This window comes from Gordonia spumicola (assembly GCF_009932475.1).
In the GTDB taxonomy this organism is placed as follows: domain Bacteria; phylum Actinomycetota; class Actinomycetes; order Mycobacteriales; family Mycobacteriaceae; genus Gordonia; species Gordonia spumicola.
In genome coordinates, this window is sequence record NZ_BJOV01000002.1 from 535,342 (window position 1) to 561,368 (window position 26,027).

The following is a 26,027-nucleotide window of genomic DNA, read 5'->3' on the forward strand; positions in this document are numbered from 1 at the left end:
TTCTGGGATGTCTCAAGGATCGGATGAAGCGAGACCTCCGGTCCCACCCGCTCCTTGAGCGAGCTTGCGAGTCGAAAGGCCGTCAGTCGTCCCCGCGGTGCGTGAGGATCTCGCGCACCGTGGGGAGTTCCAAGACGTCGTCCGACGAGATCCACTCCCGCAGCACCTTGGTGGCGCGGACGTCGTCCTCGTTGTAGGTGAGCAGCCGGGCGCGCTGCGTCTCGTCGAGGTCTGCCCCGTCGAGTGCGACGGCGGCCGAGTACCACTCCATCGACGCCTCACCGCTGGCTTCGGCGTCGCGCCAGGCGAACCCGGCGATCGGCGCGATCCGTTTGAGGCCCTTGCCGCGCGGGCAGACGAAGTTCTTGCCGACGGCTTCGAAGACGTCCACCCACTCCTTGGAGCCGATGAACGCGTCGACTTCGGCTCGCGACGGCACGCCGGGCACAACGCCGTGGAAGCGGTCGGCGCTGCCCCGCAGCCAGCGGTTCTCGGCCTGCTGCGAGTAGCAGTAGGCGGCGAACGTCTTGCCCGCGGCTCGCGCCTTGCGTCGTTCGGCCGACATCCACGACCAGAACTCGGCGAACGACCGGCCTTCGTCGAGCGTCGGCAGCGGGTCCCACGTGACGAACGGGCGGTACCGGACCTCGAGCGACGGGTCGGTCGTATCGGTGAGCAGGGTGCCCCACATGTACGCTCCGCGCTCGGAGTAGCTCTCCATGTCGACGTCCACTTCGACGTCGGCGCGGCGCAGTCGGGGCCGGTCGAGGCGTCTCGCCAGCGGCAGGTCGTCCACCCAGCATTTCGCGGAGACGACGGCGTCGGCGAACGGGACGGCGGCGGGCCAGTCGGCGGGCGGGTCGCCGCGGTACGACGCGAGCTGGTCGAACGTGGTGATCCCGGCGTCCATCAGCACAGTGGCCTGATTGCCGCCGACCACGAGGCTCACGTCGTGACGATCGGCGAGCTGCGCCTCGCAACGCGTCCACCAATGACAGCTGCGGCACTCCCCCACCTTGCGCGGTTCGGTCGCGATCTCGCCGTCGGCGATGGCGTGACGGCGCGTGAACTCGGTGGAGTACTCGGCGAGCGCGGCGTCGAGCGAGACCACCACCATGCAGTCGGCGTCCAGCCCGATGAGCCCGCCTACCCGCTCGTCGGCATCGGTCGCGCTCCAGCCGAGGTCGTCGAGCATCGTCGTCAGATGCGCCAGTCGCATCACGTCGCGGCGCTGCGAGCGCAACGACCGAGTCGCGTCGACCGCCGGATGCCAACCCCACAGCGGCGACGTCCGCAGGGTGGGCGGCGGCGCGTCGGCCGGTCGTTCGCCGCTGACCAGCGTCGTCACCCGGTGGTTGACGACGATCACCGGCAGGTACCCGTCGCCCCGCCGCAGGAGCGCCTCGGCGTGGCCGCGCCGTCCGTGATCGACGTCCGTCGGCAGAGCGGCCTGGAAGATCCACGCCGCGCGCTGCTCGACGGCCCGACGGGTCTGCTCGACGCGATCGCGGTGGCGTTCACCGTCCACGACGACGGCGTCCTGCGACGGCCGGTCGCTCTGGAAGCCGTGCAGTGTGGCGATCACGTGGTCGCGATGCACCTGCGCCGCCTCGATCCGGCGGCGGGCCTCCGGGGACGTGTCGGACGCGGCGGCGTCGCCCCGCTCGGTGAAGTCCAATGCCAGACGGTGCTCGCACCCGGTGAGGTTGCGTGCGCCCAGAACGGCGGAACTCACGACGGCGGCCTCGCTTCGCGTTGACGGTCCGTCCGGCGGACCGAGTGATTCATTACCTCACGAGACTATGCAAAGCTGGAGACAATCATTTGCAGGTGTCGAGTTTCGTCACGGAAGGACGGGCATGGGACTGCTCTCATCGGTGCGCGAGCAGCGCACGGAACGCAAGGCGGAGAAGAAGATCCGCAAGGGTGAAGAGAAGGCGATCAAGTATCGCGCCAAGGCTCAGGCCAAGGCGGCCACCGCCGCCGAGCGGAAGCTCCACAAGAAGGACCTGCGCACCGAGCAGAAGTTCCACAAGAAGGCGCAGAAGAGCGAACGCAAGACCGCGAAGGTCACCGCGAAGGCCCAGAGCAAAGTGGCCGCGGCGGAGGCCAAGACCATCGCCGAGCAGGCCAAGGCCGACGCCGCGGCCGCGTTCTTCACCCCGGCGAAGATGAAGCGCTTCCTGACCGTCGGACGGATGGCCGCACCGATCGTCGTCCCCATCGCCTACCGCGGGGCGGTCGCCGCCCGCGCCCAGTTGACGGCCTACCAGGCGCAGCGCGCCGGTGTCCCCGCCGCCGTGTTGACCCAGTTCGGCGGCCCGAGCGCCGCGCTGCGCGCCCGGATCGCGACGTCCCGCGACTCCGCGGGCAAGGTGGCCGCGGCCGAGTCGACCGCCGAGGGACGCGACTTCGTCGCGGCGATGACGGGCCGCCTGGACAATCTCCAGGTGGCGGCCGACGCGGCGGACGTCATGCCTCCCGCCCAGCGCAAATCGGCTCAACGAGCGATTGACAACGAGCTGACGGCCATCGACAACGACCTCCTGGCTCGCCTCAACGTCCACCCTGTGTAGCGATCCGGTGGTTACCATGACCACATGCTGAAGCGAACACTCGCCTGCGTCGCCCTGACCGTCCTGGCGTCTGTCGGCGTTGTCTGTGTGCCCGCGCAGGCGGCCGCCGCCCGCGGATGTCCGGACGTTCAGGTCCTCTTCGCTCGCGGAACCGCCGAGACGGCGCCGCCGTTGGGGGTCACCGGCATCGCGTTCGAGCGGTCGCTCCGGGCGAGGGAACCGGGGAAGAGCATCCGCGTCGAGGCCGTCCGGTATCGCGCCAGCAGCGACTTCCGCGATCGCCTCGCGTTCGCCCACACGTTCATCGACGGCGTGAAAGCGTTGCAAGGTCGGGTGAAGCAGATCGCGGCCGCGTGCCCGTCGACCGACATCGTGGTCGGCGGCTACTCGCAGGGCGCGGCACTGGCCGCCTACGCCCTGTCCGACGCCGTGACGCTCCCGCCGAGCTACGCGAAGTACCAGCGGTACGCGCCGAAGCCGCTGCCCGCGGCGATCGCTCCCCACGTGAAGGCCGTCGTCCTCTTCGGTCCGCCGTCCGACCGGTTCCTGCGCGACGCCGGAGCGCCCGTGATGCGCGTCGGACGGGCCTACCGGGGCAAGACGGCCCGTTACTGCGCCGGCGGCGACACCATCTGCAACGGCGCCCGCCTCGGCGGCCCCAACCTGCTGCATCTGCTCTATCCCGTCAACGGCATGACCGACGCCGCCGCCGCGTACGTCGCCCGACGGGTCTAGAGACGACTCACGCCCCGAGCGTTCATTCCCGCTCACGAACAGTTCGTGAGCGGGAGACGACGCTCGGGGCGTGAAGGTCTCGGGCGGTGATCAGCGGCCGGGCAGGTACTTCAGCGAACGCAGCAGGGTCGGCGTCAGCTTGAGGAACAGGCTCTGCGGGATGCCCTTGACGCCGTCGAGACCGATGACACGCTGGGTGGCGATGGTCTGCGGTTCGGTGTACTTGAGCAGGCCCTCGACGCCGTGACGTCGTCCGACGCCCGAGACGCCCATGCCGCCCATCGGCGCCGCCGTCGAACCCCACGCCGCGGCGTAGCCCTCGTTGATGTTGACGGTGCCCGCGCGCAGCTGTTCGGCGATCTTCTGCGCCTGCGACGTGCTGCCCGCGAAGACGCTGGCGTTGAGGCCGTACTCGGTGTCGTTGGCGCGCTTGATCGCCTCGTCGACCGAGTCGACGGGGTAGATCGACACGAGGGGACCGAAGGTCTCGTCGGCGAAGCAGGTCATCTCGTCGGAGACGTCGCCGAGGACCGTCGGCTCGTAGAAGAACGGGCCGAGGTCGGCGCGCTTGCGGCCGCCCGCGAGCACCTTCGCGCCCTTGGCGACGGCGTCGTCGACATGCGCCTGCACGGTGTCGATCTGCTGCGCCGAGGCGAGCGAGCCCATGTCGGCGGTGAAGTCGTAGACGGCGGCGAGCGTCATGTTCTTGACGTAGTCGGCGAACTTGGCGGTGAACTCGTCGGAGATCGAGCGCTCCACGTAGATGCGCTCGATCGAGATGCACAGCTGACCCGAGTTGGAGAAGCAGGCGCGAGCCGCGCCCGCGACGGCGTCGTCGATGTTCACGCCCGCGGTGATGATCATCGGGTTCTTGCCGCCGAGCTCGGCGGAGAAGCCGATGAGCCGCTTGCCCGCCTGCGATGCGAGGGTCGCGCCCGTCGCCGACGAACCGGTGAACATCAGGTAGTCGGTGGTGGCGACGATCGCCTGACCGACGACCGAACCCGGTCCGGGGACCACGGCGAACAGCTCGCGCGGCAGTCCGGCCTTGTACAGCAGTTCGGCGAGCGCGAGGGCGCAGTAGGGCGTGTTGCTGTCCGGCTTGATGACGATCGCATTGCCCGCGACGAGAGCGGCCACCGCGTCGGACACCGCGAGGGTCAGCGGGTAGTTCCACGGGCTGATGACGCCGACGACGCCCTTCGCCTGGTAGCGGACGCGGACGTCGGTCGCACCGGGCAGCATGCCCTGGACGTGCTGATCGGCGAGCATCGACGGGCCCTGCTGCGCGTAGTAGCGGGCGGTCAGCGCGACATCGATGACCTCTTCCTGCGCGTAGACGCGGGCCTTGCCGGTCTCGGCCTGTGCGATGTCCATCAGCTCCTGCGCGGTGTCGTGCACCAGCTCGGAGAAGCGGTTCAGCACCTTCGCACGGCTCTGCGGCGACTGCGCGCCCCACTGGACCTGCGCGGCGCGCGCACGTGCGACGGCCAGTTCGACGTCGTCGGCGGTGCCGACCGGGATGGTCGCCATCTCGGCGCCGCTGAACGCTTCGAGGACCGGCTTGGTGGGACGCTCACCGTCGATCGCGATTAGCTTCGCGAGGCGGGAGAAGTAGGCGGGTGACGGCTTCGGCATGTCTGCTCCTAGGTCTGGTCGGGGATCAAGCGTGCTGGGCGACGAGGACGATGCCGTCGTCGTCGGAGTAGGCGAGGTCGCCGGGCGTGAAGGTGACGCCGCCGAGCTCGATCGGGACGTCGCGCTCCCCCGCGCCGGTCTTCGTGGACTTGCGCGGGTTGGTGCCGAGCGCCTTCACGCCGATCGCCATGCCGCCGATCGTCTTCGCGTCGCGGATCGCTCCGTTCGCGATGATCCCGACCCAGCCGTTCGAGCGTCCGAGCTCGGCGATGATGTCGCCGACGAGCGCGGTGTGCACCGACGCGTCGCCGTCGATGACGAGTACGCCGCCCTCGTTCGGCTCCGACAGGATCGACTTGAGCAGCGCGTTGTCCTGGAAGCAGCGGACGGTGGTGACCCGGCCGACGAACTCGCGGTTGCCGCCGTACTGCGTGAACTGCGTGTCGCAACTCCGGACGTCGGCTCCGATCTCGTCGACGAGGTCTGCGGTCGGGGTGAAGGTGAGCGAGGTCATGCGCTCGATTCTAGGCGTTGTTACCGAGCAGTCATATGTGACGTGCTCGGGCCTGCGCCTCCGCCGCCGAGTACACCTCGTCGATCGCATCCAGCAGTCGTACCCGCTGGTCGGCGTCCAACGCCCCGAACAACGTCGCCTCCACGCCGTCGAGGAGCCGGTCGGCTTCGGCGAGTTTCACCCGGCCGTCGTCGGAGAGCCGGACGATGTGGCGCCGCCTGTCCCCCGGATCTCGCTCACGCACGACGTAGCCGCGTTCTTGCAGGTCGTCGAGGTGCCCGACGAGATCCCCCGCGTCGACGGTGGTCTTCGCCGCCAGCCGCTTCTGGTACTCCGGGCCGTCCGCGGCGAGGACTGCGAGCACCGCGTGCTGGCTTGGGAGCAGTCCGCACTCGGCGAGCGCGTCGGCGTGCGCCTTCCGTACGCGCATGGCCGTCCGCACCATGCGATACCCGATGCGGCCGTCGATGCGGGTCGGCTTCATCGGCCCAGGGTATCGCCGGACAATTAAGTGGTTGCACCAATCATTGGTAGAACCTACGATATCGGCATGATTCAGGAACTCAGCTATGTGGGATTCGCATCGCCCGCCGTCGACGAATGGCGCACCTATGGACCGGGTCTCCTCGGCGCCATGCTCGCACCGGACGGCCCCGACGGATCCGTGCGACTCGCCGTCGACGACATCGACCACCGGATCTCCATCCACCCCGGCCCCGAGGACGAATTCCGTTACGCGGGATGGGGACTCGCCAACGAAACCGACTTGCACGAGTTCGTCGACGCCCTCGTCGACCGCGGCATCGCACCGACCTGGGCCGACCTCGACCTCTGCCGCGAACGCGGTGTCGCCGAGTTGGCCTGGTTCACCGACCCGTGGGGCCTTCGACACGAGCTGACCTGGGGGAAGGCGGCGACGCCGTACTCCTTCCGCGCCGGACGCGCCATGCGCGGTGGGTTCGTGACCGGCGACCAAGGACTCGGGCACGTCGTGTTCCAGGTCCCCGACCTCGTCGCGGCGAACCGGTTCTACGCGGACGCTCTCGGCTTCCGACTGTCGGACCGGATCGTCTCGGACCACTTCGACGTGCGGTTCTACCACGTCAACGGACGCCACCACTCCCTCGCGCTCGCCGAGGCCCCGGGACACGTCGGCTTCAATCACCTCATGCTCGAGTATCAGTCGATGGACGACCTCGGCAAGGCCATCGACCTCCTGCGCGCCTTCGACGTCCCGACCATGCAGACCCTCGGCCGCCACAGCAACGACCTCATGACGTCGACGTACATCGGCACGCCGTCCGGGTTCCAGATCGAACTCGGGTACGGCGGCCTCGTCGTCGACGACCTCAGCTGGACGGCGCGGACCTACGCCGAGCCCAGCTTCTGGGGCCACCGGTTCACCAGGACCGCGATGACGACACGCCCCGGGATCCTGCGTCCCGTCGGCTGAATCAGAACGCTCCGCGTCCAGCGTCTCGACGGGTCGCGCATCCATGCCAATCTGATCGACGGGATCGACGGTTGGCACGAGACCCCGGGAACCGTATTCCCTAGTCAACTGGCTCTATGCGCAGCAGACCCCGACCACTCCGTGGCGTGGTGCCCAAGCACTCCCGCGCGAGCTTCGCCTTCGCATGACAGGTGGACGGCCAACGCTGACGTCCCACGTGGTCGATCCGATCAGCACCGGCGGTTCGATCGTGTATCGCAAGAACGACGTCCGCCTCCGCGTCGGTTCCACGACGCTACCGCCCCAACGCCGGGCCTACCGTGCCTCTGTGGTGGTGGAGCCTGACGGTGCCGACAGCGTCAGCCTGGTGCTTCGGGCTTCGAACGATCAGTCTGAACACACCGAGATCCGATACGACACCGCCGCACATCGGCTGTCCGTAGATCGCACCCGGTCCGGCGATGTGCTGTTCGGTCCCTTGTTCCCGTCCGTGTCCAGCGCCACGGTGCCGCTCCAGAACGGGCGGCTCACCCTGGACGTGTACGTCGACTCGTCTTCGGTGGAGGTGTTCGCACAGGACGGCCAGTACTGCGTAACCAACCTCGTCTACCCCAAACCGTCAAGCACCGGGATGACCGTGGTGTCGCGCGGCGGTCGTGCGATGCTGCGCGAACTGACGGTGACCGCCTACCCGGCGACACGATAGGCCTCAGTCAGCCGCTTTGGGAAGCCTCATCACCAGGGCGCGCGGTCGACGATCCTCGCTCCACGGGCGATCGCGAGGTCGACCAAAGCGCTGACCTCGACGGTGGTGCTCGGGGTGTTCGGCACGGTGTTGTGGCGATACAGCGGCAGGAGTGGGGTGGTCAGGGTCGCCATGGTTCGCCTCTTTCGTCAGCAGCTTTCCAACGTCGGTATTTGACGACGCAGCACGCACCGCACGGCCGGTAGCCCGCATCGACAGCCGTCTGTTCGTCGATGAAGAAGACCCGGTGGGTCACATATCCACCGCGTGCGATGGCACGGAGTGCGGTCGGGCAGTCCATGCGCCCATAGATCTTTCCGCGACGATGCCCACCCCAGGTGCCTTTCGTCGCCGACTGATAGGTGGAGCCGTCGGCAGCGGTCAGGATGTAGAACTTGTCTGCGCTCATGCGGCGTCGTGGAAGACGAGGGCGAGAGTGTGACGCTCCCCCGACCGGATCGCCGACACACCGTGACGGACCGGTGCCGCCGACCATCCGCGAGCCGACTTCACCGGCCGGTCGCGCGTGGTGAACACGTATCCGTGACCCAACGGAATCTGCGTGCTGGTGCCCCGCGACTGCGCGCGGGGTCGCTGCTCGACCAGCAGGAACTCACCGCCGGTGTGATCCACGCCCGGGTCGTTGAGATTGATCACCACTTGCAGCGGGAACACGAGATCGCCGTAGAGGTCGCGGTGCAGTGCGTTCCAGTCACCGCGCCCGTACCGCAGGACGATGGCCGTCGACTTCGTCTGACCGGCGTCGTGGCACTGCGCGAGCCATTCGTCGAGGGTGTCCGGCCACGGTGCGGGCCGACCGAGCCGGGCCCACCAATCGCGGGCGATCGGCAACAGCCGCGGGTACAGCGCCTGCTTGAGCTGCTCGACGGGCTCCGGATAGGGGGACTTCAGGTACCGGTACTGGCCGTCGCCGAATCGGTGCCGGGCCATGTCGACGGTGCTGCGAAAGAGACCGTCCTCGACGTACAACTCGCGGATCTCAGCCGCTTCGTCGACGGTCAGCAGTTGGGGAAGGAGCGCGCCGCCGAACTCGTCGAGTTCGGCGGCGACGGCATCCCAGTCCGCCGAGTCGACCCGCTCGCCCCAGTGCTGGGTGCTCATGCGGCGGCCTCCATGTCCAGAAGGGTCGTCTTCGCTTCCAGGCCGCCGATGTAGCCGCCGAGCGAGCCGTCGGTGCGCAGCACCCGGTGGCACGGGACGATCACCGGCAGGGGGTTGGTCGCGCACGCTGTGCCGACGGCCCGGACGGCGTTCGGGTTGCCGACCATCAGCGCCATCTCCTTGTAACTGCGGGTCTGGCCGTAGTCGATGTCGGGAAGGTGCTGCTGGACGAGTCTGCGGAATCCGCTCGACAACGACAGGTCCAGGGGCAGGTCGAACCGGTGGCGGCGGCCTGCGAAGTACTCGTCGAGTTCGCGGGCGACCGGGTCAAGACGGGCCGGGGCCCGCAGGATCCGCGGGCTGATCTTCTCCGCGAGCGCGGTCAGCACCGCGTCGTGATCCTCAACGGCGAACGCCACCCGCACCAGGCCGGTCGGTGTCGCGGCCAGCAGCAGGTCGCCCACCGGGGAGTCGACGACGGTGTAGGCGACGTCGAGCAATCCCTCCGCGGCCGCGTCGGCCTCCAGTCGGGAGTGCAGTCGTGCCAGTAGCTCCGCGGTGATCGGCGCGCTTGCGGCGGCGACGGCGTCGTGGTCGGTGTTGTTCATGATCGTGCTCCTTTCACGGTCGCGCCCGGATAGGTCTTTCGTAGGTTCTTCATGCCATCCGCCGAAGCCCGACGGGCGGCGTCGACGGTGCCGCCGATGACAGCGGCGATCTCGGCGTACGACATGCCCGCCAGATACCGCAGGGTGACGGCTCGACGTTGTCGGTCCGGCAGTCGTCCGACGTGCTCCCACACCTCGCCGTCGACTGTTCCGGGGACGCCCAGTGCGGTCGGTGCTTCGGGGAGTTCGTCGGCGGGTACCGGATTGCGTGCGGCGGCGCGGCGGACGTCGATCGACTTGCGTCGGGCGATCGTGACCAGCCACGCCTCGACGTTCGCGGTGTCGGGCAGGTCGGGGTAGGCGCGCATCGCGGACAGGAACGTCTCCGACCACGCGTCATCAGCATCGTGGAGCCCGAGGATCGACCTGCACACGCGCAGGACGGTCCCTCCGTGCTGTTCCACCACTGCCTCGAACGGCTGCTTCATAGTGACCGTCATTCTCGCCGTCAGAACAGACGCCCGGCAACGGCAGGCGCGGGCTCCTCCAACTCCAACAGCGCCTGCTTACGCCTGAGGCCGCCCGCGTAGCCGGTCAGGGACCCGTTCGCGCCGACCACTCGATGACACGGGATGAAAACGCACAGCGGGTTGGCCCCGACGGCCTGCCCGACCGGATAGGCCAGCGCTCGGTCGCCGAGTTGTTCGGCGATCCGCCCGTACGTGGTCGTCGAGCCCCGCGGAATGCCGGCGACCAGTGCCCACACCGACCGCTGAAAGTCGTTCCCGGCCGCGACCAGCGGTAGGTCGAAGCTCGACCGCGTACCGGCCAAGTAGTCGGTCAACTGCCGGTACGCCTCGAACAGGAGACTGTCGGTGCGGACGTCGACGCGGACTCCGAAGCTCTCCTGCGCAGGCTTGCGGATGTGATGCCGAAAGTACAGGCCGGTGACCGCGCCGCCGTCGGCGACGATCGTGACCTGTCCGAGAGACGTGCTCGCCTCGATGTGTCGAATACTCATCGCTGGTCCTTTCTTCGTTCCTGTCGGGTAGACGTTCCGCACGGCCCGAACGTGAGACCGGATCCGCGATCGTCGACTGTTCCGAATCCTGGACGTCGGCCGTCAGACGATCTGGTGTCGTGTTTCGGGAATTCCTAGACGGTTGGTGGTGCTCCGCTGTGCGGCTGGCAAGGCGGAGGAGGGAGGGATACCGGCAGGTATCACGACCGACGACAACGCAGCCAGGCGTGCAGCGGGGTGCCGCCAACCAATAAGGAATTTTCGGAACGCGACACTAGAGAGCACGCAACCGGTTGCAGAGCGTGGATGACCACCGCGGGACACTCCTGACAAGGCCCCGGTTCCGCCGACGAGTCCGCCGAGGTCGACCGACGACGACCTGCGTGGCCGCTACCTGCGGGCGATGGAATTCGTGGAGCAGCTCTCGTCCGCGTCAGCGGCGCAGACGGACGCGCCGATCAACTCGCCACGTCCACCGGACTCAGCGTGACGTCCCAGGTGTGGCGAGTGAGGTTGGACTTGTGTCCGACGAACGCGACGCCGTTCCACTGGCCGTCGAACTTCGCGTAGCAGTCGTTGAAGCACATCGTGAGGCGCCCGTTCGAGAGCGTCCACGACTCGTTGCCCGGAGTGCTGTCGGGGTTGGCCCCGCTCGACGAATCGACGTAGTGGAAGTCGCCGCCCGCCACGAACGTGATGTCGAGGTTCCCGCCGTACGTCTCGGCACTGTGCCACCGCGTGCTCAGCAGCAGCTCGTTCAGATCGGTCGGTGATCCGGGCACCGGGTAACCGGCCTGCGTGCACGCGGCCGCCAACGGGAGCGCGAGGAGCAGTCCCGCCGTCGCGATCGCTCTCCGTGAATGCTCCACCCGTGGCCCCTCGCGTTCGTGTCGTATAACGAGGATAGCCGGGCTCTCGACTCCGGGGACGGGCGTTCTCACCGGTCAAAGACTCTGCCCGCACCTCGCGCAAGTCCGTCACCGTGTCCGTGACCATCGGTGGGCGAATACGGGGCTCGGACCCCTCGGGGACCACTCGTATGTCTCCGACAGTGTCACTCCCCACGGAGAGCAGAAGCGTGAAGTGGTCGTCTGCCGACGTCTTCGTCGCAGTCAGTGCGACGCCCAGGCGGACACTCTCGGGGAGCAGACCCGCGAAGAAGGCAGGCAGCGCGTCTCCTCCGACCTCGAACGGCGAGTCCGGACCGGGGAGCGACCATGCGATACCTCCCGTACGACCCGTCGGGGTCGGATCACGATAGTCGAGGGTCGTCACCCCTTTTCCGTCCCGAGTCAGGGTCGCGGCGAGGCGGTCGCCCACGTACACATCGGCGCGGTCGACGGTGCGAAGATCCGCTGCGGCGGTCATCGACCGTCGCCTTTGGGCCTGACATCGACCGCGAGCCCCAGGACGTCTGCCACCGCGGTCAGTGCACCCAGGCGGACCGACGGACTGCCGTACTCCAGGGCTTGGACGGTCGAGCGTGAGACATCGGCGAGGTCGGCGAGCATCTGCTGAGTCAATCCCAGTGCCCGTCGACGTTCATGCGATTCAAGGCATAGCGGTGCCGAGCGCTCGCGCCCTGAGCGTCAGTTCCCGCTCGAGGACTGTTCGCGAGCGGGAGTCGACGCACAGGGCGTGAACGTTCAGCCGCGGTCAGGCGATGACACCCGCGGCGCGGAGACGGTCGAGTTCGGCGGTGTCGAGGCCCAGGACGTCACCGAGCACCGCCGCCGTGTCCGAGCCGAGTGCGACGGCGGGCACGCTGCCGGAGTACTCGCCGTCGAACCGCATGGGCGAGCTCGAGGAGATGACGTCGCCGATACCCGGCTGGTCGACGGTCACGAGCACCGGATCCTCGCCCGTGCCCGCGGCGAAGTCGGCGGCGACCGTCGCCGCGGACCGATACGGTCCCCACAGCACACCCGCGGCGGTCAGTGCGGCGTGCACGTCTGCCGTCGAATGATCGGCGAACCACGGCGTCAGGACCGCTTCGATGACGCCGCGATGGGCGTAGCGACCCTCGTCCGTCGAGAAGTCGACGCCGAGAGACGTCGCGAGCGCGGCGAACACCTCGGTGGTCCCGGTGGCCGTGCCGATCGCACTCCACTGACGGGGCGTGAGCGCGACGATCATGACTCGGTCGCCGTCCGCGGTGGCGAAGTCGACGCCGAAACTGCCGTAGAGATGATTGCCGTGCCGGGCGCGGTCGCCGCGTTCGGCGGCCTCGCTGAACCAACCGAGGTCGGCGACGGCCGCCGTCGCGACGTCGGCCAGCGCGATCTCCACGTTGGCGCCCGCGCCCGTCCGGTCGCGTCGACGCAGCGCCGCGAGCAGCGCGGACACCACCTGCTGGCCGCACAGGAAGTCCCACCCGGGCAGCACATGATTCACCGGGGCGTCCGTGTAGGCGGGACCCGTCATATCGGCGACGCCGGCGGCTCCGTTGACCGTGTAGTCGACGGCGGGGCCGCCGTCGGCCCTGCCCTGCACGCGGACGGCGATGACGTCCTCCCGACGCGCGGCGAGAGCCTCATAGGAGAACCAGGGACGACCGACAGCGTTGTCGATGACGATGCCCGCGTCGGCGCCGGGAGCGGCCGCGAGCCCGAGCAGCAGGTCACGTCCCTCGTCGCTGCGGACGTCGAGCATCACCGACCGCTTGCCGCGGTTGAGCGACTTCCAGTACAGGCTCTCGCCGGTGCGCTCGGACAGCGGCCAGCGTCTGACGTCGGCGTTGCCGCCCATCGGATCGACGCGGATCACCTCCGCGCCCATCTGGGCGAGGGCCTTTCCGGCGCTCGGACCTGCGACGAACGACGCGAATTCGATGATGCGCACGCCGCTGAGCGGGAGCGTGGTCGGTGCGGGCATGGATACGTCTCCTCGGTCGGGCTATAGCGTTCGTTCCTAGAATTGTATATTATGCGTAGCATCTCGCGTTGTACATCACGAGGATGCCAAGGGAGGCACGCATGTCACAGGTCAGTCCGGACGACTTCGCGCAGATCAAGGACGCCGTCCACGAGTTCATTCGTACCCGCGTGGTGCCGCGTGAGCGCGAGATCGCCGACACCGACGCCATCCCCGACGACATCCGGCAGGCCGCCAAGGACATCGGTCTCTTCGGCTACGCGATCCCGCAGGAGTGCGGCGGCCTCGGCCTCGACTTGACGCAGGACGTCGAACTCGCGATGGAGTTCGGCTACACGGCGCTCGCCCTGCGGTCCATGTTCGGCACGAACAACGGCATCGCGGGACAGGTGCTGGTGAACTTCGGCACCGACGAGCAGAAGGGTCAGTGGCTCGAACGCATCGCGTCGGGCGACGTCGTCGCATCGTTCGCGCTCACCGAGCCGGGCGCGGGCTCCAACCCGGCCGGCCTGCGGACCAAGGCCGTCCAGCAGGACGACGGCGACTGGGTGATCGACGGTGCGAAGTGCTTCATCACCAACGCCGCCCTCTCGAACCTGCTCGTCACCTTCGCGCGCGTCCGCCCGGCGGACGAGAACGGCCCCGGCATCGGCGCCTTCCTGATCCCCACCGACACCCCCGGTGTCACCGTCGCGGCGCACGACGAGAAGATGGGTCAGCAGGGCGCCTGGACGTCAGACGTCCACTACGACGCCGTTCGCGTCCCCGCCTCAGCGCTCGTCGGCGGCGACGTCGACTCCGGCTACAAGGCCGCCATGACCTCCCTGGCGCGGGGTCGCGTGCACATCGCGGCGCTGTCGGTCGGCTCCGCGCAGCGGGCACTCGACGAGTCGCTCCGGCACGCCGCGGTCACCACCCAGGGCGGGACGCCGATCGGCGACTTCCAGCTGGTCCAGGCCCATCTCGCCGACATGCAGACCGGCATCATGGCGGGCCGCGCACTCGTGCGTGACGCCGCAGCCAAGTACGTGTCCGGCGAGGACCGCCGCATCTCGCCGTCGGTCGCCAAGGTGTTCTGCACCGAGATGGTCGGGCAGGTGGCCGACAAGGCCGTCCAGATCCACGGCGGCAGCGGCTACATGCGCGAGATGACGGTCGAGCGCATCTACCGCGACGTCCGTCTTCTGCGCCTGTACGAGGGCACCAGCGAGATCCAGCGGCTCATCATCGGCGGCGGCCTCGTCCGCGAGGCGAAGAAGCAGGCCCGCCAGTGAACGCGACGACCCTGCTGTTCGTCCCCGGTGACCGCCCGGAGCGGTTCGCGAAGGCGGCCGCCGCGGGTGCCGATCTCGTCGTCCTCGACCTGGAGGACGCCGTCGCCGCCGACGCGAAGGACGCGGCGCGTGCGAACGTCGCCGCCTGGGCGGCCGACCATCCGTGCGCGGTGCGGATCAACTCCGCCGACACCGCATGGTTTCGGGCCGACCTCGACGCGCTGACCGGCAAGAACGTCACGATCATGGTGCCGAAGGCCGACGATCCCGCAGTGCTCGCGGGCATCGGCGGCGACGTGATCGCCCTGATCGAGACGGCCCGCGGCGTGCTGCGGGCCCCCGCGATCGCCGACGTTCCGAATGTCGTCCGCCTCGCGGTCGGCACGTTCGACCTGGCCGCCGAACTCGGCGTCGACCCGACCGACACCCAAGCGCTGCTCCCCACGCGCGGCGCTCTCGTCCTCGCCTCGGCCGCGGCCGGGCTGTCCGGACCGATCGACGGCGTGACGGCGGCCATCGACGACGCCGAGCGTCTCACCGCCGACACCGCCTACGCTCGACGCCTCGGCTTCGCGGGCAAGCTGTGCATCCACCCGCGCCAGCTCGCGCCGGTATCCGCAGCCTTCCGCCCCAGCGACGCTCAGATCGCGTGGGCCCGCCGCATCGTCGACGCCGCGAAAGGCGCCGTCGCCCAGGTGGACGGTGAGATGGTGGACAAGCCCGTCGTCGACCGTGCCAACGCCATCCTCGCCCGCATCTGACCCCCTTTCCCCCTCCGATGGTTGAGCCGACCCCGAGCCGCTAGGCGAGGCGTCGTGTCGAAACCAACACCTGACACGAAGGACCCACAATGTCTGCACTCCTCGAAGGCAAGACCGCCGTCATCACCGGCGCCGCACAGGGCATCGGCCTCGCGATCGCCGAGAAGTTCGTCGCCGAGGGCGCCCGCGTGGTGCTCGGCGACCTCAACGGCGAGCAGGTGGCCGCCGCTGCCGCCACTCTCGGAGACGAGTCCGTCGCCCGCGGCGTCGCCTGCAACGTGACCTCCGGCGACGACGTCCAGGCACTGCTCGATGCCGCGATCGAGGCGTTCGGCGCCGTCGACGTGATGATCAACAATGCGGGCATCACCCGCGACGCGACCATGCGGAAGATGACCGAGGATCAGTTCGACCAGGTCATCGACGTGCACCTCAAGGGCGTCTGGCACGGCACGCGTCTCGCCGCCGCCCACATGCGCGAACGCAAGACCGGGTCGATCATCAACCTCTCGTCCATCTCCGGAAAGGTCGGCCTGGCCGGTCAGACCAACTACTCGGCCGCGAAGGCCGGCATCGTCGGGCTGTCGAAGGCCGCGGCCAAGGAGGTCGGCTACCTCGGGGTGCGCGTGAACTGCATCCAACCGGGTCTGATCCGCACCGCCATGACCGAAGCCATGCCGCAGAAGATCTGGGACGCCAAGATGGCCGAGATCCCCATGGACCGCGCGGGCGAGCCGAGCGAGATCGCGGGCGTCGCGGCCTTCCTCGCATCGGATCTCTCGTCGTACATGACGGGCACGGTCCTGGAAGTGACCGGCGGACGGTTCATGTGATGGCCGACTGGGCCCCGCACACCGTCGTCACCGACGAGTACATCGACCCGGCTCCGGTCACCGCACTGGCGACCCTGTTCGACGACGGGCTCCCCGCGCCCGCGGTCGGCGACGAACTCCCGCCGCTGTGGCATTGGGTCGCACTCCCCCAGTGGGCGGCGTCGTCGCAGCTCAGCATCGACGGACATCCGTTCCGTGGATCGTTCCTCCCACCCGTCGACCTGCCGCGACGCATGTTCGCGGGCGGCCGAGTCGAATTCCTCGCACCACTTCGAGTCGGCGATATGACGCGCCGCGAGTCGCGGGTCGACTCGGTCGTCGAGAAGAACGGCCGCAGCGGCAAGCTCGTCGTCGTCACCGTCGTGACGACGCTGTACACGCCGGCGGGCGAGCCCGCCGTGATCGAGACGCAGAACCTCATCTACCGCGAGGGCGCCGCCGTGTCGGGTGACGTCCCGTCGCCCGCGCCCGCCGCCTCGATGGTCCCGCAGGGCGCTCCATTCGTCGCCCGCGACGACGCCGGGTTCGACTTCCGGACCGACCCGACGCTGCTCATGCGTTTCTCCGCGACCACCGCGAACGCGCACCGCATCCACTACGACTGGCCGTACGCGACCGGCGTCGAGGGCTACCCCGGCCTCGTCGTCCACGGTCCGCTGATGTCCCTCGCGCTCGCCGAGACGCATCGCCTGTCCGGCGGACGACGCGTCGCCGCGATCGATCACCGCAACTCAGCCCCGCTCTTCTGCGGGCAGTCGGCCTGGTTGCGTCCGTCCGACGACGGGGGCTCCATCGCTCTCATCGGCCCCCGAGGCCTCGACGGCGGCCCCCACACCAGCATCGATCTCGAGGTGATCGCATGACCCACACGTTCTCAAGCCTCGACGAGGTCCGTTCCGCGGTCGGCGAGCAGATCGGGCCGAGCGTCCCGATCGTCGTCGACCAGAAGCGGATCGACCTGTTCGCCGAAGCCACCGGCGACCACCAGTGGATCCACGTCGACCCCGAACGAGCGAAAGACGGCCCGTACGGGACGACGATCGCGCACGGCTACCTGACGCTCTCGCTGCTGCCGTTGTTCGGGGCCGACCTCATCGCGTTCGACTTCGGTTCGGCGCGAATCAACTACGGCGCCAACAAGGTCCGCTTTCCGGCTCCGGTTCCGTCAGGTTCGGCGCTGACTGCGACGGTGGAGCTCGTCGACATCGCGGAGAAGCCGGGATCGGCCACCGTCACGGCCCGCTACACGGTCACCGTCGACGGTGCCGCGAAGCCGTCGTGCATCGCCGAGACCCTGGTGACGATCGTCGACTGATCGCGTCTCCACCTGGTCGAGCGCATCCGCACCGCCCTCTCGACTGCGCTCGAGGAACCGGTAGGAGTCGTGCTCAACCGAACATTGCACGCCAAATCCCCCGGCTCCTCGAGCGCAGTCGAGAGGCAGGCGCGCGCAGCGCGCCTGTAAAGGACCCGCCAAAGCCACACCCGGAACGACCTACGTAGGTCGGCCGAGGGCGACCACGCCGACGTAACTGTCACCGAAGTCCTGACACATCAACTGTCACCCATGTCCTGATACATCAAATTCAGGCCCACAAACTCGAACATACGTTTTTGTCAGAGGTGATCCATATCATGAACGTAGTTCTTCGGTGGCGCGAGGAGCGGCACGTTACTTGACAACTCGATAGCGCCCAGTCCGGGCGAACCGAACCACCGGACCCCACAGGGGGGTACCAGGCAGGCGGTGGACTGCGGCGCAGCCGACTGGCACCCGGAACCAGGTAGTTCCGGCACTTGTTGTGACCGTACCGTCGCCCACCGACACCGCAGAGCCGCGGGTCGATGGGTCGTGCTCTACTGCTCTATCCGCAGCTCATGGAGGGGGAAACCATGTTCGCGACCACTATCCGCGACTTCACCGACCACGTGATCGACGAACTCGCACCAGCCACCACCGCCGAGGCCGAGTCCGGAGACTCACCTCGCCTGGCGTGCCTTCTCGACCGGGCCTCGCGCGTCGGGTTCGACGACGCCGACATCCTGTCGGCGATAGTCGAGGTCGCCCGGGCCCAGAACGTCCTCGCGGGGGCTCAGGCTCTACTTGTTCGAGTCGCCGACCAGGTCGGCATCCCGGTCCGCAAACGATTGTCGATGCCGTCGTTGTTGATGGAGATCGGCGTCGCACCAGCCGTTGCGCACCGTACGGTACGCAACGGCCGCCACGCAGAAAGGCTCGACTCGGTGGCCCGAGGGATGCGCGACGGCTACCTGTCGCCGGAGATGGCCGACGAGGTCGGGCGGGGTGTCGCCGCCGTCAACAAGCGCGTCCCGCTCGACGAGAGCGAGAAACAGATCCTTGCGCGCAAGCTGTTGCTTCACTCGACACCGGGTGAAGTCAAGGCGGCAGCCAAAGCCGAGGGGATCAGACTCGCGGCCCAGTCCGACGACCCGGAAGCTACTCCCGCGTCAGAGAACTCGGAACTCAACGAGATGACCCTGACCTCGGACGACGAGGGCCACACAGTCTCCTCGATCAGCCTCGATGCGCTGACCGGGGAAGAACTCTCCGCAGCGCTCGACCCGCTGATGCGGCCGGTGCCGCAACCCGACGGGTCACGCGACCCACGGTCGACCGCCCAACGGCGGGCCGACGCGCTCGGACAGATCATCCGAACCTACCTCGCGGGATCCGAACGCCCCGCCAGCGGCGGCGTCCTGCCGCACGTGTCGCTGATCGTCCCCACCGCCGGAACCCCGGGGGATGGGGTCGCACGGCTCGGGTTCACCGGGCCGGTCGGGACGGCAACCGTCGGCCTCACGCTCTGCTCGGCAGCGGTCACTGCGGTTGTTGTCGACGGGGAAGGTGTCCCGCTCGACGTCGGGCGGGAACACCGGCTGATGACACCCGGGATTCGGAAAGCGTTGGCCGCGCGGGACTGCGGGTGCACCTTCCCCGGGTGCGGGCGGCCCGTGTCGTGGACCGACGCACACCACATCGTGCCCTGGTCCGAAGGTGGGGACACCTCCGTCGAAAACGGGGTGTTGCTGTGCCGGATGCACCACACGCTCGTTCACAACAGTGAGTGGCAAGTGGTGATCGGCGACGACGGACACCCGTGGTTCATCGCTCCCGGAAACGTGCAGCCGATCCGGTCACACGCCCGCAGAACGTTGACGGTGCACACCCAAGCGGCGGCGTAGAACGGTCCGCGTCACGCGGACGCACCCCGCCGCTCGGGCGGTTGTCGCGACTGCGGTCGACTCGCCATGATTTCGACTCGCCCACTCGGCTGGCGCCTCGTGGGCGGCTCAATCACCGGGGCTTGACGCGGGCGCGCGTCGCGTCGAGTCAAACACCGGACCTCAGGCGTCGTCCCACATGCCGCGGGCTTCGAGGAACGCGACGAGTTCGTCGGCGCCCGACATGATGTGGGCCTCCATCACGGCCGCAGCGGTGTCCCCGTCGCGGGCGTGGAGGGCGGCGAGGATCCTCGGGTGCGCCTCCATCGAGTCCTCGTCGTGGCCCTCGATGTCGTGGTAGAAGCGGTTCGGCAGCTGTTTCACCAGGCCGCCGAGCATCAACGTCATGCGGGGCGAGTCGGCCGACAGGTTCACCATGCGGTGGAACTGGCGCCCGAGTTCGACGACGGTGTCGCTGTCGTCCCCCTCCGCGGCGCGGCGATACTCGTCGAGCAACTCGTCGAGTTCGGCGAGCTTCTCCTCCGAGATCTCCTGCGCGGCGCGGCGAGCCAACTCACCCGCGAGCGACGCCTGGATCCAGAACATGTCGCGCACGTCCCGCCGACTCACCTCGGCGACGACGAACCCGCGTCGCGGCACGAGCTTCACGAAGCCCTCACCCGCGACGATGTGCAGACCCTCGCGGACGGGCGTGTTGCTCACCCCGATCGCCTCGGCGAGCGGTTCGGTCCGCAGGAACATCCCCGGCTTCACCTGCCCCGACAGGATCAGCTCGCGCACGTAAACGGCGACGTCCTCCGAAAGCTGCTGCTTCCGGACGCCCGCGGCTCCCCGCACCGATGCCGTCATCGCCCGCACCCTTCTCCTCGTGTCTGATACGAGAGTCTATGCACGGGCTACGCGGATTCGACTGTCGCGGCCAGTCCCTGCCCGCCGCCGATGCACATCGTCACCAGGCCCGAGCCGCCACCGCGGCGCTTCAACTCGTGCAGGAGCGTCGTCGTCATCCGTACGCCGGTGGCGCCGATCGGGTGGCCGAGAGAGATTCCCGAGCCGTTGACGTTGAGCTTGTCGTGATCGCGCCAGCCCCAGCCCTCGAGGACTGCGAGGACCTGCACCGCGAACGCCTCGTTGACCTCGACCAGGTCGAGGGAGTCGAGGAGTTCGACAGGAGTCTTCCCGGTCCGTGCGGCGAGCTTCTGCACGGCGGGGACGGGCCCGAATCCCATGCGGTCGGGTTCGCATCCGGCCGCCGCCCAGCCGGTGATGAAACCTATCGGTTCCAGACCGAGCTCGTCGAGCTTGTCCTCGGCGACGATGAGGCAGGCCGCCGCGGCGTCGTTCTGCTGGCTGGCGTTGCCCGCGGTCACGGTGCCGCCGGGGACCACGGTGCGCAGCTTGCCGAGCGATTCGACGGTCGATGACGCACGGATGCCCTCGTCCTTCGCGAAGACGATCGGGTCGCCCTTGCGCTGCGGGACCGACACCGGCACCACCTCGTCGTCGAACTTGCCCGCGTCCCACGCGGCGGCCGCCCGGTGGTGACTGCGCGCCGCGTAGGCGTCGGCGGCTTCGCGGGTGAGGCCGAAGTCGGACGCCAGGTTCTCGGCGGTCTCGATCATCCCGGAGATCTTGCCGAACCGCCCCTCCGGCTGCGAGCGCTCGCGACCGCGGTCGAGCCGGTCGTACAGCACGCTGTTGCCCGCGCGCTTACCCCACCGGTTGGTGGTCGTGTAGTACTCGATGCGGCTCATCGACTCGATGCCGCCCGCGAGGACGACGTCTGCTCCGCCGGTCTGGACCATCATCGCCGAGGTGATCAGCGCCTGCAGACCGCCGCCGCATCGACGGTCGAGCTGCATGCCCGGCACTGTGACGGGCAGTCCGGCGTTCAGCGCCAGCCACCGTCCCACACACGGGACCTCCGAGCTCGCGTACGACTGCGCGAACACGACGTCGTCGATCCGCTCCGGGTCGACACCCGACCGGTCGACGACGGCGTTGACGATGCCCGCACCGAGGTCTTCGACGGCGACGTCGCGCAGGGACCCGCCGAACGTTCCGACGGGGGTGCGCAGGGGCGCGACGATGGCCGCACGTTTGAGTGAAGTCATGTCCGTGCCCTCAGATCTTGTTCCGAGCGATCATCTGCGCGGCGATCACGTTGCGCTGGATCTCGTTGGTGCCTTCGCCGACGATCATCAGCGGGGCGTCGCGGAAGTAGCGCTCCACGTCGTACTCCTTGGAGTACCCGTAGCCGCCGTGCACGCGGATCGAGTCGAGCGCGATCTGCATCGCCGTCTCCGACGCGAACAGCTTCGCCATGCCCGCCTCCATGTCGGCGCGTTCACCGCGGTCGAGCTTCTCGGCGGCGTCGACGGTCAGCAGCCGGGCCGCGGCCTGCTTGGTCCCCATGTCGGCGATCAGATTGCCGACGCTCTGGTGCTTCCAGATCGGCTTCCCGAACGACTCCCGTTCCTGCGAGTACTTCACGGCGGCGTCGAGCGCGGCCTGGCCGACGCCGAGCGCGCGCGACGCCACCTGGATGCGGCCGACCTCGAGGCCGCGCATCATGTGGCCCCAGCCCTTGTTCGGCTCGCCGCCGAGGACGGCGTCGGCCGGGACCGTGAAGTTGTCGAACACGAGCTCACAGGCTTCGACGCCGCGGTAGCCGAGCTTGGGGAGCTTCTTGGAGACCAGGAACCCGTCGCCCGGCTCCACGAGGATCACGCTCATGCCCTTGTGCGCGGGCGATGCGTCGCGGTCGGTGATGCACAGCAGGCCGAACAGGCCCGAGTGCGCCGCGTTGGAGATCCACGTCTTCGAGCCGTTGATCGTGAAGCCGTCCTCGCCGGGCGCCGCGTGGGTGCGCATGCCCTGCAGGTCGGAGCCTCCGCTCGGCTCGGTGAGGGCCATCGTCGCACGGATGGTGCCGTCGGCCATCTTCGGCAGGTACTTCGACTTCTGCTCGTCGGTGCCGAAAGTGCGGATCAGGTAGGTGATCACCGAGTGGCCGCCGACAGCGCCCGCCAGGCTCATCCAGCCGCGGGCCAGCTCTTCGGTGACGCGGGCGAAGCACGCGGTGCTGACGTCCACTCCCCCGTACTCGGCGGGGACCAGGAGGCCGAAGAAGCCGAGCTTCTTCATCTCCTCGATGAACTCTTCCGGGTACACGTCGGGTTCGTCGAACTCGCGGACCCGACCGCGCACGCGCTGGTCGATGAAGTCGGCGACCAGGTCCACCATGTCTTGTTCGTCTGCGGTCAGTGCCATCACGCGTGTCCTTCCATCAGGGAGCGTCATTGTTACGCATAATATACAATTATTGCACGGGTGCTGCGACGCACACCAGACCCAAATTCCGGGAGGCGCCACGATGACGATCCGATCCGCGTTCTTCACGTCCGCGACCGACGACCGCTTGACACCCGGTCCGCGCGCCGCCAGCGGGTGGGGATCCGATCACATGCGCGGCATGGCGGTCAGCGGCGCGCTGGCCCGTGCCGCCGAACGGGTGGCGACCCCTGGGCTCGTGCCCGTCCGCTGGTCCATCGACCTCTTCCGTCCCACCCGCATGAGCGACGTCGACGTCACCACGACCGTCGTCCGCGCGGGTCGGCGGTATTGCCTCATCGATGTCGTCGCCGCCCAGAACGACGCGCCGACCGCCCGCGCCACGGCCGCGTTCGCCGCGGCGAGCGACGCCGAGTCGACCGTGTGGGCCACCGACCACGCGCTCACACCCCCGGCCTCCGACGGCGACGACCAGCCCGAAGAGGTGGAACGCTTCTACTGGGACGCGGGCCGCGGCTGGCTCACGCCGGGCGAGTCGCCGTACACGTCGGAACGAAAAGGCGTGTGGCACTTCCCGATCCCCGTCGTCGACGGTGAAGAGCCTTCCCCATTCGTGGTCGCGGCGGCCGTCGCCGACGTCGTCAACGCCATCTGCTCGGTTGGACCGGACGGTCTCGCCTTCATCAACACCGACGCGACGATGCACCTGTCGCGATCCCCGGCGTCCGGCCCCATCGGCCTCGCGATGATCTCCCGGACCGAACACGCCGGGCTGTCCGCATCGGCGGCCGCCGTCTTCGACAGGCAGGGGGCATTCGGCCACGTCAGCGCGACGGGCCTCGCCAATCCACCGATCCCGCTCCTGCATCACCCGTTCCCGGAGGCACGACGATGAAGCCCGTCCGACTGCTCCCCGCCCTGGTCTACGCGGCGATGACGACGTCGATCGTCAGTTCGCTCGGCATGCTGCTCGTCCCGTCGATCGCCGACGACATGCACGTGACGGTCGGAGCCGCCCAGTGGATGCTGACGGTGAACCTGCTGGTAGGGGCGGTCTCGACGCCGGTCATCGGCAGGCTCAGCGACGGCCACCACACCCGACGGATCCTGCTGTTCTCACTCGCCGTGATCCTCGCCGGCTCGATCGTCTGCGCGGCGGCCCCCACGTTCGAGGTGTTCCTCATCGGACGTGCGTTGCAGGGACTGTCGTACGCGACGGTCCCGATCACCATCGTCCTCGCGCGACGCCATCTGCGTCCCGAGCAGGTCGACGCGTCGATCTCGACGCTGTCGGTGACCGTCGCGACCGGTCTCGGCGTCGGATACCCGCTGACCGGTGTGCTCGCGAGCCTGTTCGACTACCGCGCCGCCTTCTGGTTCGCCGCGGTGTTCGTCGCGACAGCCCTGGTCATTGTGTGGCGCGCCGTCCCGACGACCGAGCCGAGCGGTCCGCCACGGACGTTCGACGTGGTCGGCGCGGTCCTGCTCAGCGTCGGCCTCGCGACCCTGCTGACCGGGGTGAGCCAGGGTTCCACGTGGGGATGGACGGCGTCCGGCACGGTCGGGATGTTCATCGCGTCGGCCGCCGCGCTGATGGGATGGGCCACCGTCGAGGTCCGCAGCCCCGACCCGCTCATCGACCTGCGCGTGATCCGCACACCCGAGGTGTTCCTCGCGAACGCGACGGCGATCGGGCTGGGCGCCACCCTGTACATGAGTCTGTCGATCGCCAGCATCATCGCGCAGGCGCCACAGGCCACGGGGTACGGCATCGGGCTCCCCCTGTTCTGGGCCGGCTTCGTGATGTTGCCACTGTCGGCGGGCAGTCTCATCGGCAACCGGCTGGTCCGACGCCTCGGCCCGGAGTCGATGACGGCGATGCTGCCTGCCGGATCGTCGCTGATGGCGATCTCGGCGGTGATGCTGTTCCTGACGAACGACCACCTGTGGCAGGTGCTGCTCGGGATGGCGCTGTTCGGTCTCGGCATGGGGTCGGCCTACGCGGCCATGCCGACCCTTGTCGCGCGGAACGTCGCGACCACACAGGTCGGCAGCGCCGTCAGCTTCAACCAGGTCCTCCGGACGGTCGGCGGCGCGGTCGGCAGTGCGGTGGCGGGCGCGATCCTCGTCGCCCACCCCGGACCGGAAGGCATCGATGTGGCGCTCGGAGTGTCGGCAGCGGGAGGCACAATCGTGTTCGTCGCCCTGCTCGCCAACCAACTCCGGAGCCGCCGCCGTGCCCACAGCTGACGAACTGCTCGGTCCATCCGTCGCACGAGACATGGCGAACGTGTTCGCAGCGGCGATCCCGGACGTCGACTTCTCGGCCCTGTCGACGGCCGCGGACCGGTTCGACGGACTCGCCCTCGGCGCACGATCGGCACTGCTGCGCGACGGGATCCTCGACGCACTCCCCGGCGACTACTCGACACTCGCGGCGGCGGTCCGCGCGACCGCGGCCGACCCGAGACTCACCGGCTGGATGGTGTGGCCGGTGACCTCCGCCGTCGCCAACCGGGCCGTCGCCGACGGCGACACCGGCGCATTCGACGACGCCATGTCCCTGCTCGCCGCGTTGACCAGCCGTTTGACGTCGGAGTTCGCCATCCGCGCGCTGCTGCGACACGACCTTCGCCGCGGCCTCGACATCGCGCACGGGTGGACGTCGTCGCCGGACGAGCACGTCCGACGGCTCGCCTCCGAGGGCACCCGGCCGTACCTCCCGTGGGCCACCCGCATACCCGGTGTGATCGCCGACCCCGCGATCACCGTCGGCATCCTCGACGCGCTGTACCGCGACCCGAGCGAGTACGTCCGACGCTCGGCGGCGAATCACCTCAACGACATCAGCCGCCACGCACCCGACGTGGTGGTCGAGACCGCGTCACGCTGGCTGGACGATCCCGACGAGAACACCGCGTCCACGGTCCGCCACGGCCTGCGAACCCTGATCAAGCGCGGCGATCCCGCAGCCCTCGCGCTCCTCGGCTTCGGCGACGCGTCGATACACGTCGACGGCGTCGACCTCTCCCAGGAGACGGTCGCGATCGGCGACAGCATCGGCTTCACCGCCACCGTCACCAACACCGGCGACGCCGCCCGACTCGCGATCGACTACGTCGTCCACCACCGCAAGGCCGACGGCACCCAGACCGAGAAGGTGTTCAAGCTCGCCACCGCCTCCCTCGCGGCGGGCGAGACGCTGACCGTCGACCGCCGCCACTCGTTCAAGGTGATCACCACCCGCCGCTATCACCCCGGACCGCACGCCATCGAACTCCAGATCAACGGGCGACGTTTCGGGCGCGCCGACTTCGATCTCGATGGTGGTTGAGCCGACTCCGAGCCCCTGGGCGAGGCGTCGAGTCGAAACCG

General features: G+C 68.7%; 28 protein-coding genes and 2 pseudogenes. 13 read left to right on the forward strand and 17 right to left on the reverse strand.

All coding sequences use genetic code 11. From position 1 onward, the window contains the following. Positions 1 to 82: 82 nt before the first annotated feature. Positions 83 to 1,735, reverse strand: a complete 1,653-nt coding sequence (locus tag GYB83_RS04605; RefSeq protein WP_161894367.1) for a TM0106 family RecB-like putative nuclease — start codon at positions 1,733 to 1,735, stop codon at positions 83 to 85. A 124-nt stretch (positions 1,736 to 1,859) separates the two neighbouring features. On the opposite strand from GYB83_RS04605, the gene GYB83_RS04610 reads away from it, so the two are divergent. After that, complete coding sequence (locus GYB83_RS04610) at positions 1,860 to 2,576, forward strand: DUF6474 family protein (RefSeq protein ID WP_161894368.1); 717 nt, start codon at positions 1,860 to 1,862, stop codon at positions 2,574 to 2,576. Between the two features lie 24 nt (positions 2,577 to 2,600). Then, positions 2,601 to 3,311, forward strand: coding sequence for a cutinase family protein (locus GYB83_RS04615; RefSeq protein WP_161894369.1), 711 nt, complete (start codon positions 2,601 to 2,603; stop codon positions 3,309 to 3,311). A gap of 90 nt (positions 3,312 to 3,401) precedes the next feature. Here the strand turns inward: GYB83_RS04615 and GYB83_RS04620 are convergent, their stop codons facing one another. The 3 genes from GYB83_RS04620 to GYB83_RS04630 are packed head-to-tail and all read right to left on the reverse strand — an operon-like array spanning position 3,402 to position 5,947. Then, the gene (locus GYB83_RS04620; RefSeq protein ID WP_161894370.1) at positions 3,402 to 4,949 is read right to left on the reverse strand and encodes a succinic semialdehyde dehydrogenase; all 1,548 of its coding nucleotides are present in this window, start codon (positions 4,947 to 4,949) and stop codon (positions 3,402 to 3,404) included. A gap of 25 nt (positions 4,950 to 4,974) precedes the next feature. Beyond that, entirely contained in the window at positions 4,975 to 5,463 is a 489-nt protein-coding gene (gene rraA / locus GYB83_RS04625) for a ribonuclease E activity regulator RraA (RefSeq protein ID WP_161894371.1), read from the reverse strand. A 31-nt stretch (positions 5,464 to 5,494) separates the two neighbouring features. Then, a complete protein-coding gene (locus GYB83_RS04630; protein ID WP_161894372.1) occupies positions 5,495 to 5,947 on the reverse strand; it encodes a MarR family winged helix-turn-helix transcriptional regulator in 453 nt (150 codons plus the stop codon). Positions 5,948 to 6,013: 66 nt separating this feature from the next. Between GYB83_RS04630 and GYB83_RS04635 the strand changes: the two genes are divergently transcribed. Further along, positions 6,014 to 6,916 carry a VOC family protein gene (locus GYB83_RS04635; protein ID WP_161894373.1) on the forward strand — a complete coding sequence of 301 codons (903 nt, stop codon included), beginning with the start codon at positions 6,014 to 6,016 and terminating at the stop codon, positions 6,914 to 6,916. A 217-nt stretch (positions 6,917 to 7,133) separates the two neighbouring features. Beyond that, on the forward strand, positions 7,134 to 7,622 hold the full coding sequence (locus GYB83_RS04640; protein ID WP_161894374.1) for a glycoside hydrolase family 32 C-terminal domain-containing protein: 489 nt from the start codon (positions 7,134 to 7,136) through the stop codon (positions 7,620 to 7,622). A 29-nt stretch (positions 7,623 to 7,651) separates the two neighbouring features. On the opposite strand, the gene GYB83_RS04645 is transcribed toward GYB83_RS04640, so the two are convergent. The 10 genes and pseudogenes from GYB83_RS04645 to GYB83_RS04685 form a co-directional block, all read right to left on the reverse strand. After that, on the reverse strand, positions 7,652 to 7,795 hold the full coding sequence (locus tag GYB83_RS04645; RefSeq protein WP_161894375.1) for a hypothetical protein: 144 nt from the start codon (positions 7,793 to 7,795) through the stop codon (positions 7,652 to 7,654). Then, positions 7,783 to 8,070 carry a metal-binding protein gene (locus GYB83_RS04650; RefSeq protein WP_161894376.1) on the reverse strand — a complete coding sequence of 96 codons (288 nt, stop codon included), beginning with the start codon at positions 8,068 to 8,070 and terminating at the stop codon, positions 7,783 to 7,785. The genes GYB83_RS04645 and GYB83_RS04650 overlap by 13 nt, the downstream gene beginning before the upstream one ends. Further along, positions 8,067 to 8,783, reverse strand: a complete 717-nt coding sequence (locus tag GYB83_RS04655; RefSeq protein ID WP_161894377.1) for a 2OG-Fe(II) oxygenase — start codon at positions 8,781 to 8,783, stop codon at positions 8,067 to 8,069. The genes GYB83_RS04650 and GYB83_RS04655 overlap by 4 nt, the downstream gene beginning before the upstream one ends. Continuing rightward, the gene (locus GYB83_RS04660) at positions 8,780 to 9,391 is read right to left on the reverse strand and encodes a methylated-DNA--[protein]-cysteine S-methyltransferase (RefSeq protein WP_161894378.1); all 612 of its coding nucleotides are present in this window, start codon (positions 9,389 to 9,391) and stop codon (positions 8,780 to 8,782) included. Before GYB83_RS04660 ends, GYB83_RS04655 begins: the two co-directional genes overlap by 4 nt. After that, positions 9,388 to 9,879: an RNA polymerase sigma factor gene (locus GYB83_RS04665; protein ID WP_161894379.1), complete on the reverse strand. Its 492-nt coding sequence runs from the start codon at positions 9,877 to 9,879 to the stop codon at positions 9,388 to 9,390. Before GYB83_RS04665 ends, GYB83_RS04660 begins: the two co-directional genes overlap by 4 nt. A 20-nt stretch (positions 9,880 to 9,899) precedes the next feature. Next, complete coding sequence (locus tag GYB83_RS04670; RefSeq protein WP_161894380.1) at positions 9,900 to 10,412, reverse strand: methylated-DNA--[protein]-cysteine S-methyltransferase; 513 nt, start codon at positions 10,410 to 10,412, stop codon at positions 9,900 to 9,902. Between the two features lie 458 nt (positions 10,413 to 10,870). Next, on the reverse strand, positions 10,871 to 11,281 hold the full coding sequence (locus GYB83_RS23530) for a hypothetical protein (protein WP_228461222.1): 411 nt from the start codon (positions 11,279 to 11,281) through the stop codon (positions 10,871 to 10,873). 175 nt (positions 11,282 to 11,456) lie between these two features. Further along, positions 11,457 to 11,780: pseudogene (locus GYB83_RS23535) on the reverse strand (HipA N-terminal domain-containing protein); the annotation flags it as partial. Further along, positions 11,777 to 11,944, reverse strand: a pseudogene (locus GYB83_RS04680) (helix-turn-helix domain-containing protein); the annotation flags it as partial. The pseudogenes GYB83_RS04680 and GYB83_RS23535, both read right to left, overlap by 4 nt. Positions 11,945 to 12,068: 124 nt before the next feature. Further along, positions 12,069 to 13,286 carry a CoA transferase gene (locus GYB83_RS04685; RefSeq protein WP_161894383.1) on the reverse strand — a complete coding sequence of 406 codons (1,218 nt, stop codon included), beginning with the start codon at positions 13,284 to 13,286 and terminating at the stop codon, positions 12,069 to 12,071. A 101-nt stretch (positions 13,287 to 13,387) separates the two neighbouring features. On the opposite strand from GYB83_RS04685, the gene GYB83_RS04690 reads away from it, so the two are divergent. The 6 genes from GYB83_RS04690 to GYB83_RS04715 all read left to right on the forward strand — a co-directional run bounded on the left by GYB83_RS04690 (position 13,388) and on the right by GYB83_RS04715 (position 19,358). Then, on the forward strand, positions 13,388 to 14,560 hold the full coding sequence (locus GYB83_RS04690) for an acyl-CoA dehydrogenase family protein (protein WP_161894384.1): 1,173 nt from the start codon (positions 13,388 to 13,390) through the stop codon (positions 14,558 to 14,560). Further along, complete coding sequence (locus GYB83_RS04695; protein WP_161894385.1) at positions 14,557 to 15,321, forward strand: HpcH/HpaI aldolase/citrate lyase family protein; 765 nt, start codon at positions 14,557 to 14,559, stop codon at positions 15,319 to 15,321. The genes GYB83_RS04690 and GYB83_RS04695 overlap by 4 nt, the downstream gene beginning before the upstream one ends. A gap of 89 nt (positions 15,322 to 15,410) precedes the next feature. Beyond that, entirely contained in the window at positions 15,411 to 16,154 is a 744-nt protein-coding gene (fabG, locus tag GYB83_RS04700; protein ID WP_161894386.1) for a 3-oxoacyl-ACP reductase FabG, read from the forward strand. After that, positions 16,154 to 17,017 carry an HTD2 family dehydratase gene (locus GYB83_RS04705; RefSeq protein WP_161894387.1) on the forward strand — a complete coding sequence of 288 codons (864 nt, stop codon included), beginning with the start codon at positions 16,154 to 16,156 and terminating at the stop codon, positions 17,015 to 17,017. Before fabG ends, GYB83_RS04705 begins: the two co-directional genes overlap by 1 nt. After that, positions 17,014 to 17,469 (forward strand): MaoC family dehydratase, encoded by a 456-nt coding sequence (locus GYB83_RS04710; RefSeq protein ID WP_161894388.1) that lies wholly within the window; start codon positions 17,014 to 17,016, stop codon positions 17,467 to 17,469. The genes GYB83_RS04705 and GYB83_RS04710 overlap by 4 nt, the downstream gene beginning before the upstream one ends. A gap of 578 nt (positions 17,470 to 18,047) precedes the next feature. Further along, the gene (locus GYB83_RS04715; protein ID WP_161894389.1) at positions 18,048 to 19,358 is read left to right on the forward strand and encodes an HNH endonuclease signature motif containing protein; all 1,311 of its coding nucleotides are present in this window, start codon (positions 18,048 to 18,050) and stop codon (positions 19,356 to 19,358) included. Between the two features lie 162 nt (positions 19,359 to 19,520). On the opposite strand, the gene GYB83_RS04720 is transcribed toward GYB83_RS04715, so the two are convergent. Genes GYB83_RS04720 through GYB83_RS04730 form a run of 3 tightly spaced genes read right to left on the reverse strand, consistent with a single transcriptional unit; the run spans position 19,521 to position 22,631 of the window. Next, a complete protein-coding gene (locus GYB83_RS04720) occupies positions 19,521 to 20,207 on the reverse strand; it encodes a GntR family transcriptional regulator (RefSeq protein ID WP_161894390.1) in 687 nt (228 codons plus the stop codon). Positions 20,208 to 20,254: 47 nt separating this feature from the next. Then, positions 20,255 to 21,472, reverse strand: coding sequence for an acetyl-CoA C-acetyltransferase (locus GYB83_RS04725; protein WP_161894391.1), 1,218 nt, complete (start codon positions 21,470 to 21,472; stop codon positions 20,255 to 20,257). Between the two features lie 10 nt (positions 21,473 to 21,482). After that, complete coding sequence (locus tag GYB83_RS04730) at positions 21,483 to 22,631, reverse strand: acyl-CoA dehydrogenase family protein (RefSeq protein ID WP_161894392.1); 1,149 nt, start codon at positions 22,629 to 22,631, stop codon at positions 21,483 to 21,485. A gap of 103 nt (positions 22,632 to 22,734) precedes the next feature. On the opposite strand from GYB83_RS04730, the gene GYB83_RS04735 reads away from it, so the two are divergent. Genes GYB83_RS04735 through GYB83_RS04745 form a run of 3 tightly spaced genes read left to right on the forward strand, consistent with a single transcriptional unit; the run spans position 22,735 to position 25,986 of the window. Then, on the forward strand, positions 22,735 to 23,547 hold the full coding sequence (locus GYB83_RS04735) for an acyl-CoA thioesterase domain-containing protein (protein WP_161894393.1): 813 nt from the start codon (positions 22,735 to 22,737) through the stop codon (positions 23,545 to 23,547). Further along, positions 23,544 to 24,902, forward strand: coding sequence for an MFS transporter (locus GYB83_RS04740; RefSeq protein WP_161894394.1), 1,359 nt, complete (start codon positions 23,544 to 23,546; stop codon positions 24,900 to 24,902). Before GYB83_RS04735 ends, GYB83_RS04740 begins: the two co-directional genes overlap by 4 nt. Beyond that, positions 24,889 to 25,986, forward strand: a complete 1,098-nt coding sequence (locus tag GYB83_RS04745) for a DNA alkylation repair protein (protein WP_161894395.1) — start codon at positions 24,889 to 24,891, stop codon at positions 25,984 to 25,986. The genes GYB83_RS04740 and GYB83_RS04745 overlap by 14 nt, the downstream gene beginning before the upstream one ends. The last annotated feature ends 41 nt before the right edge of the window (positions 25,987 to 26,027 follow it).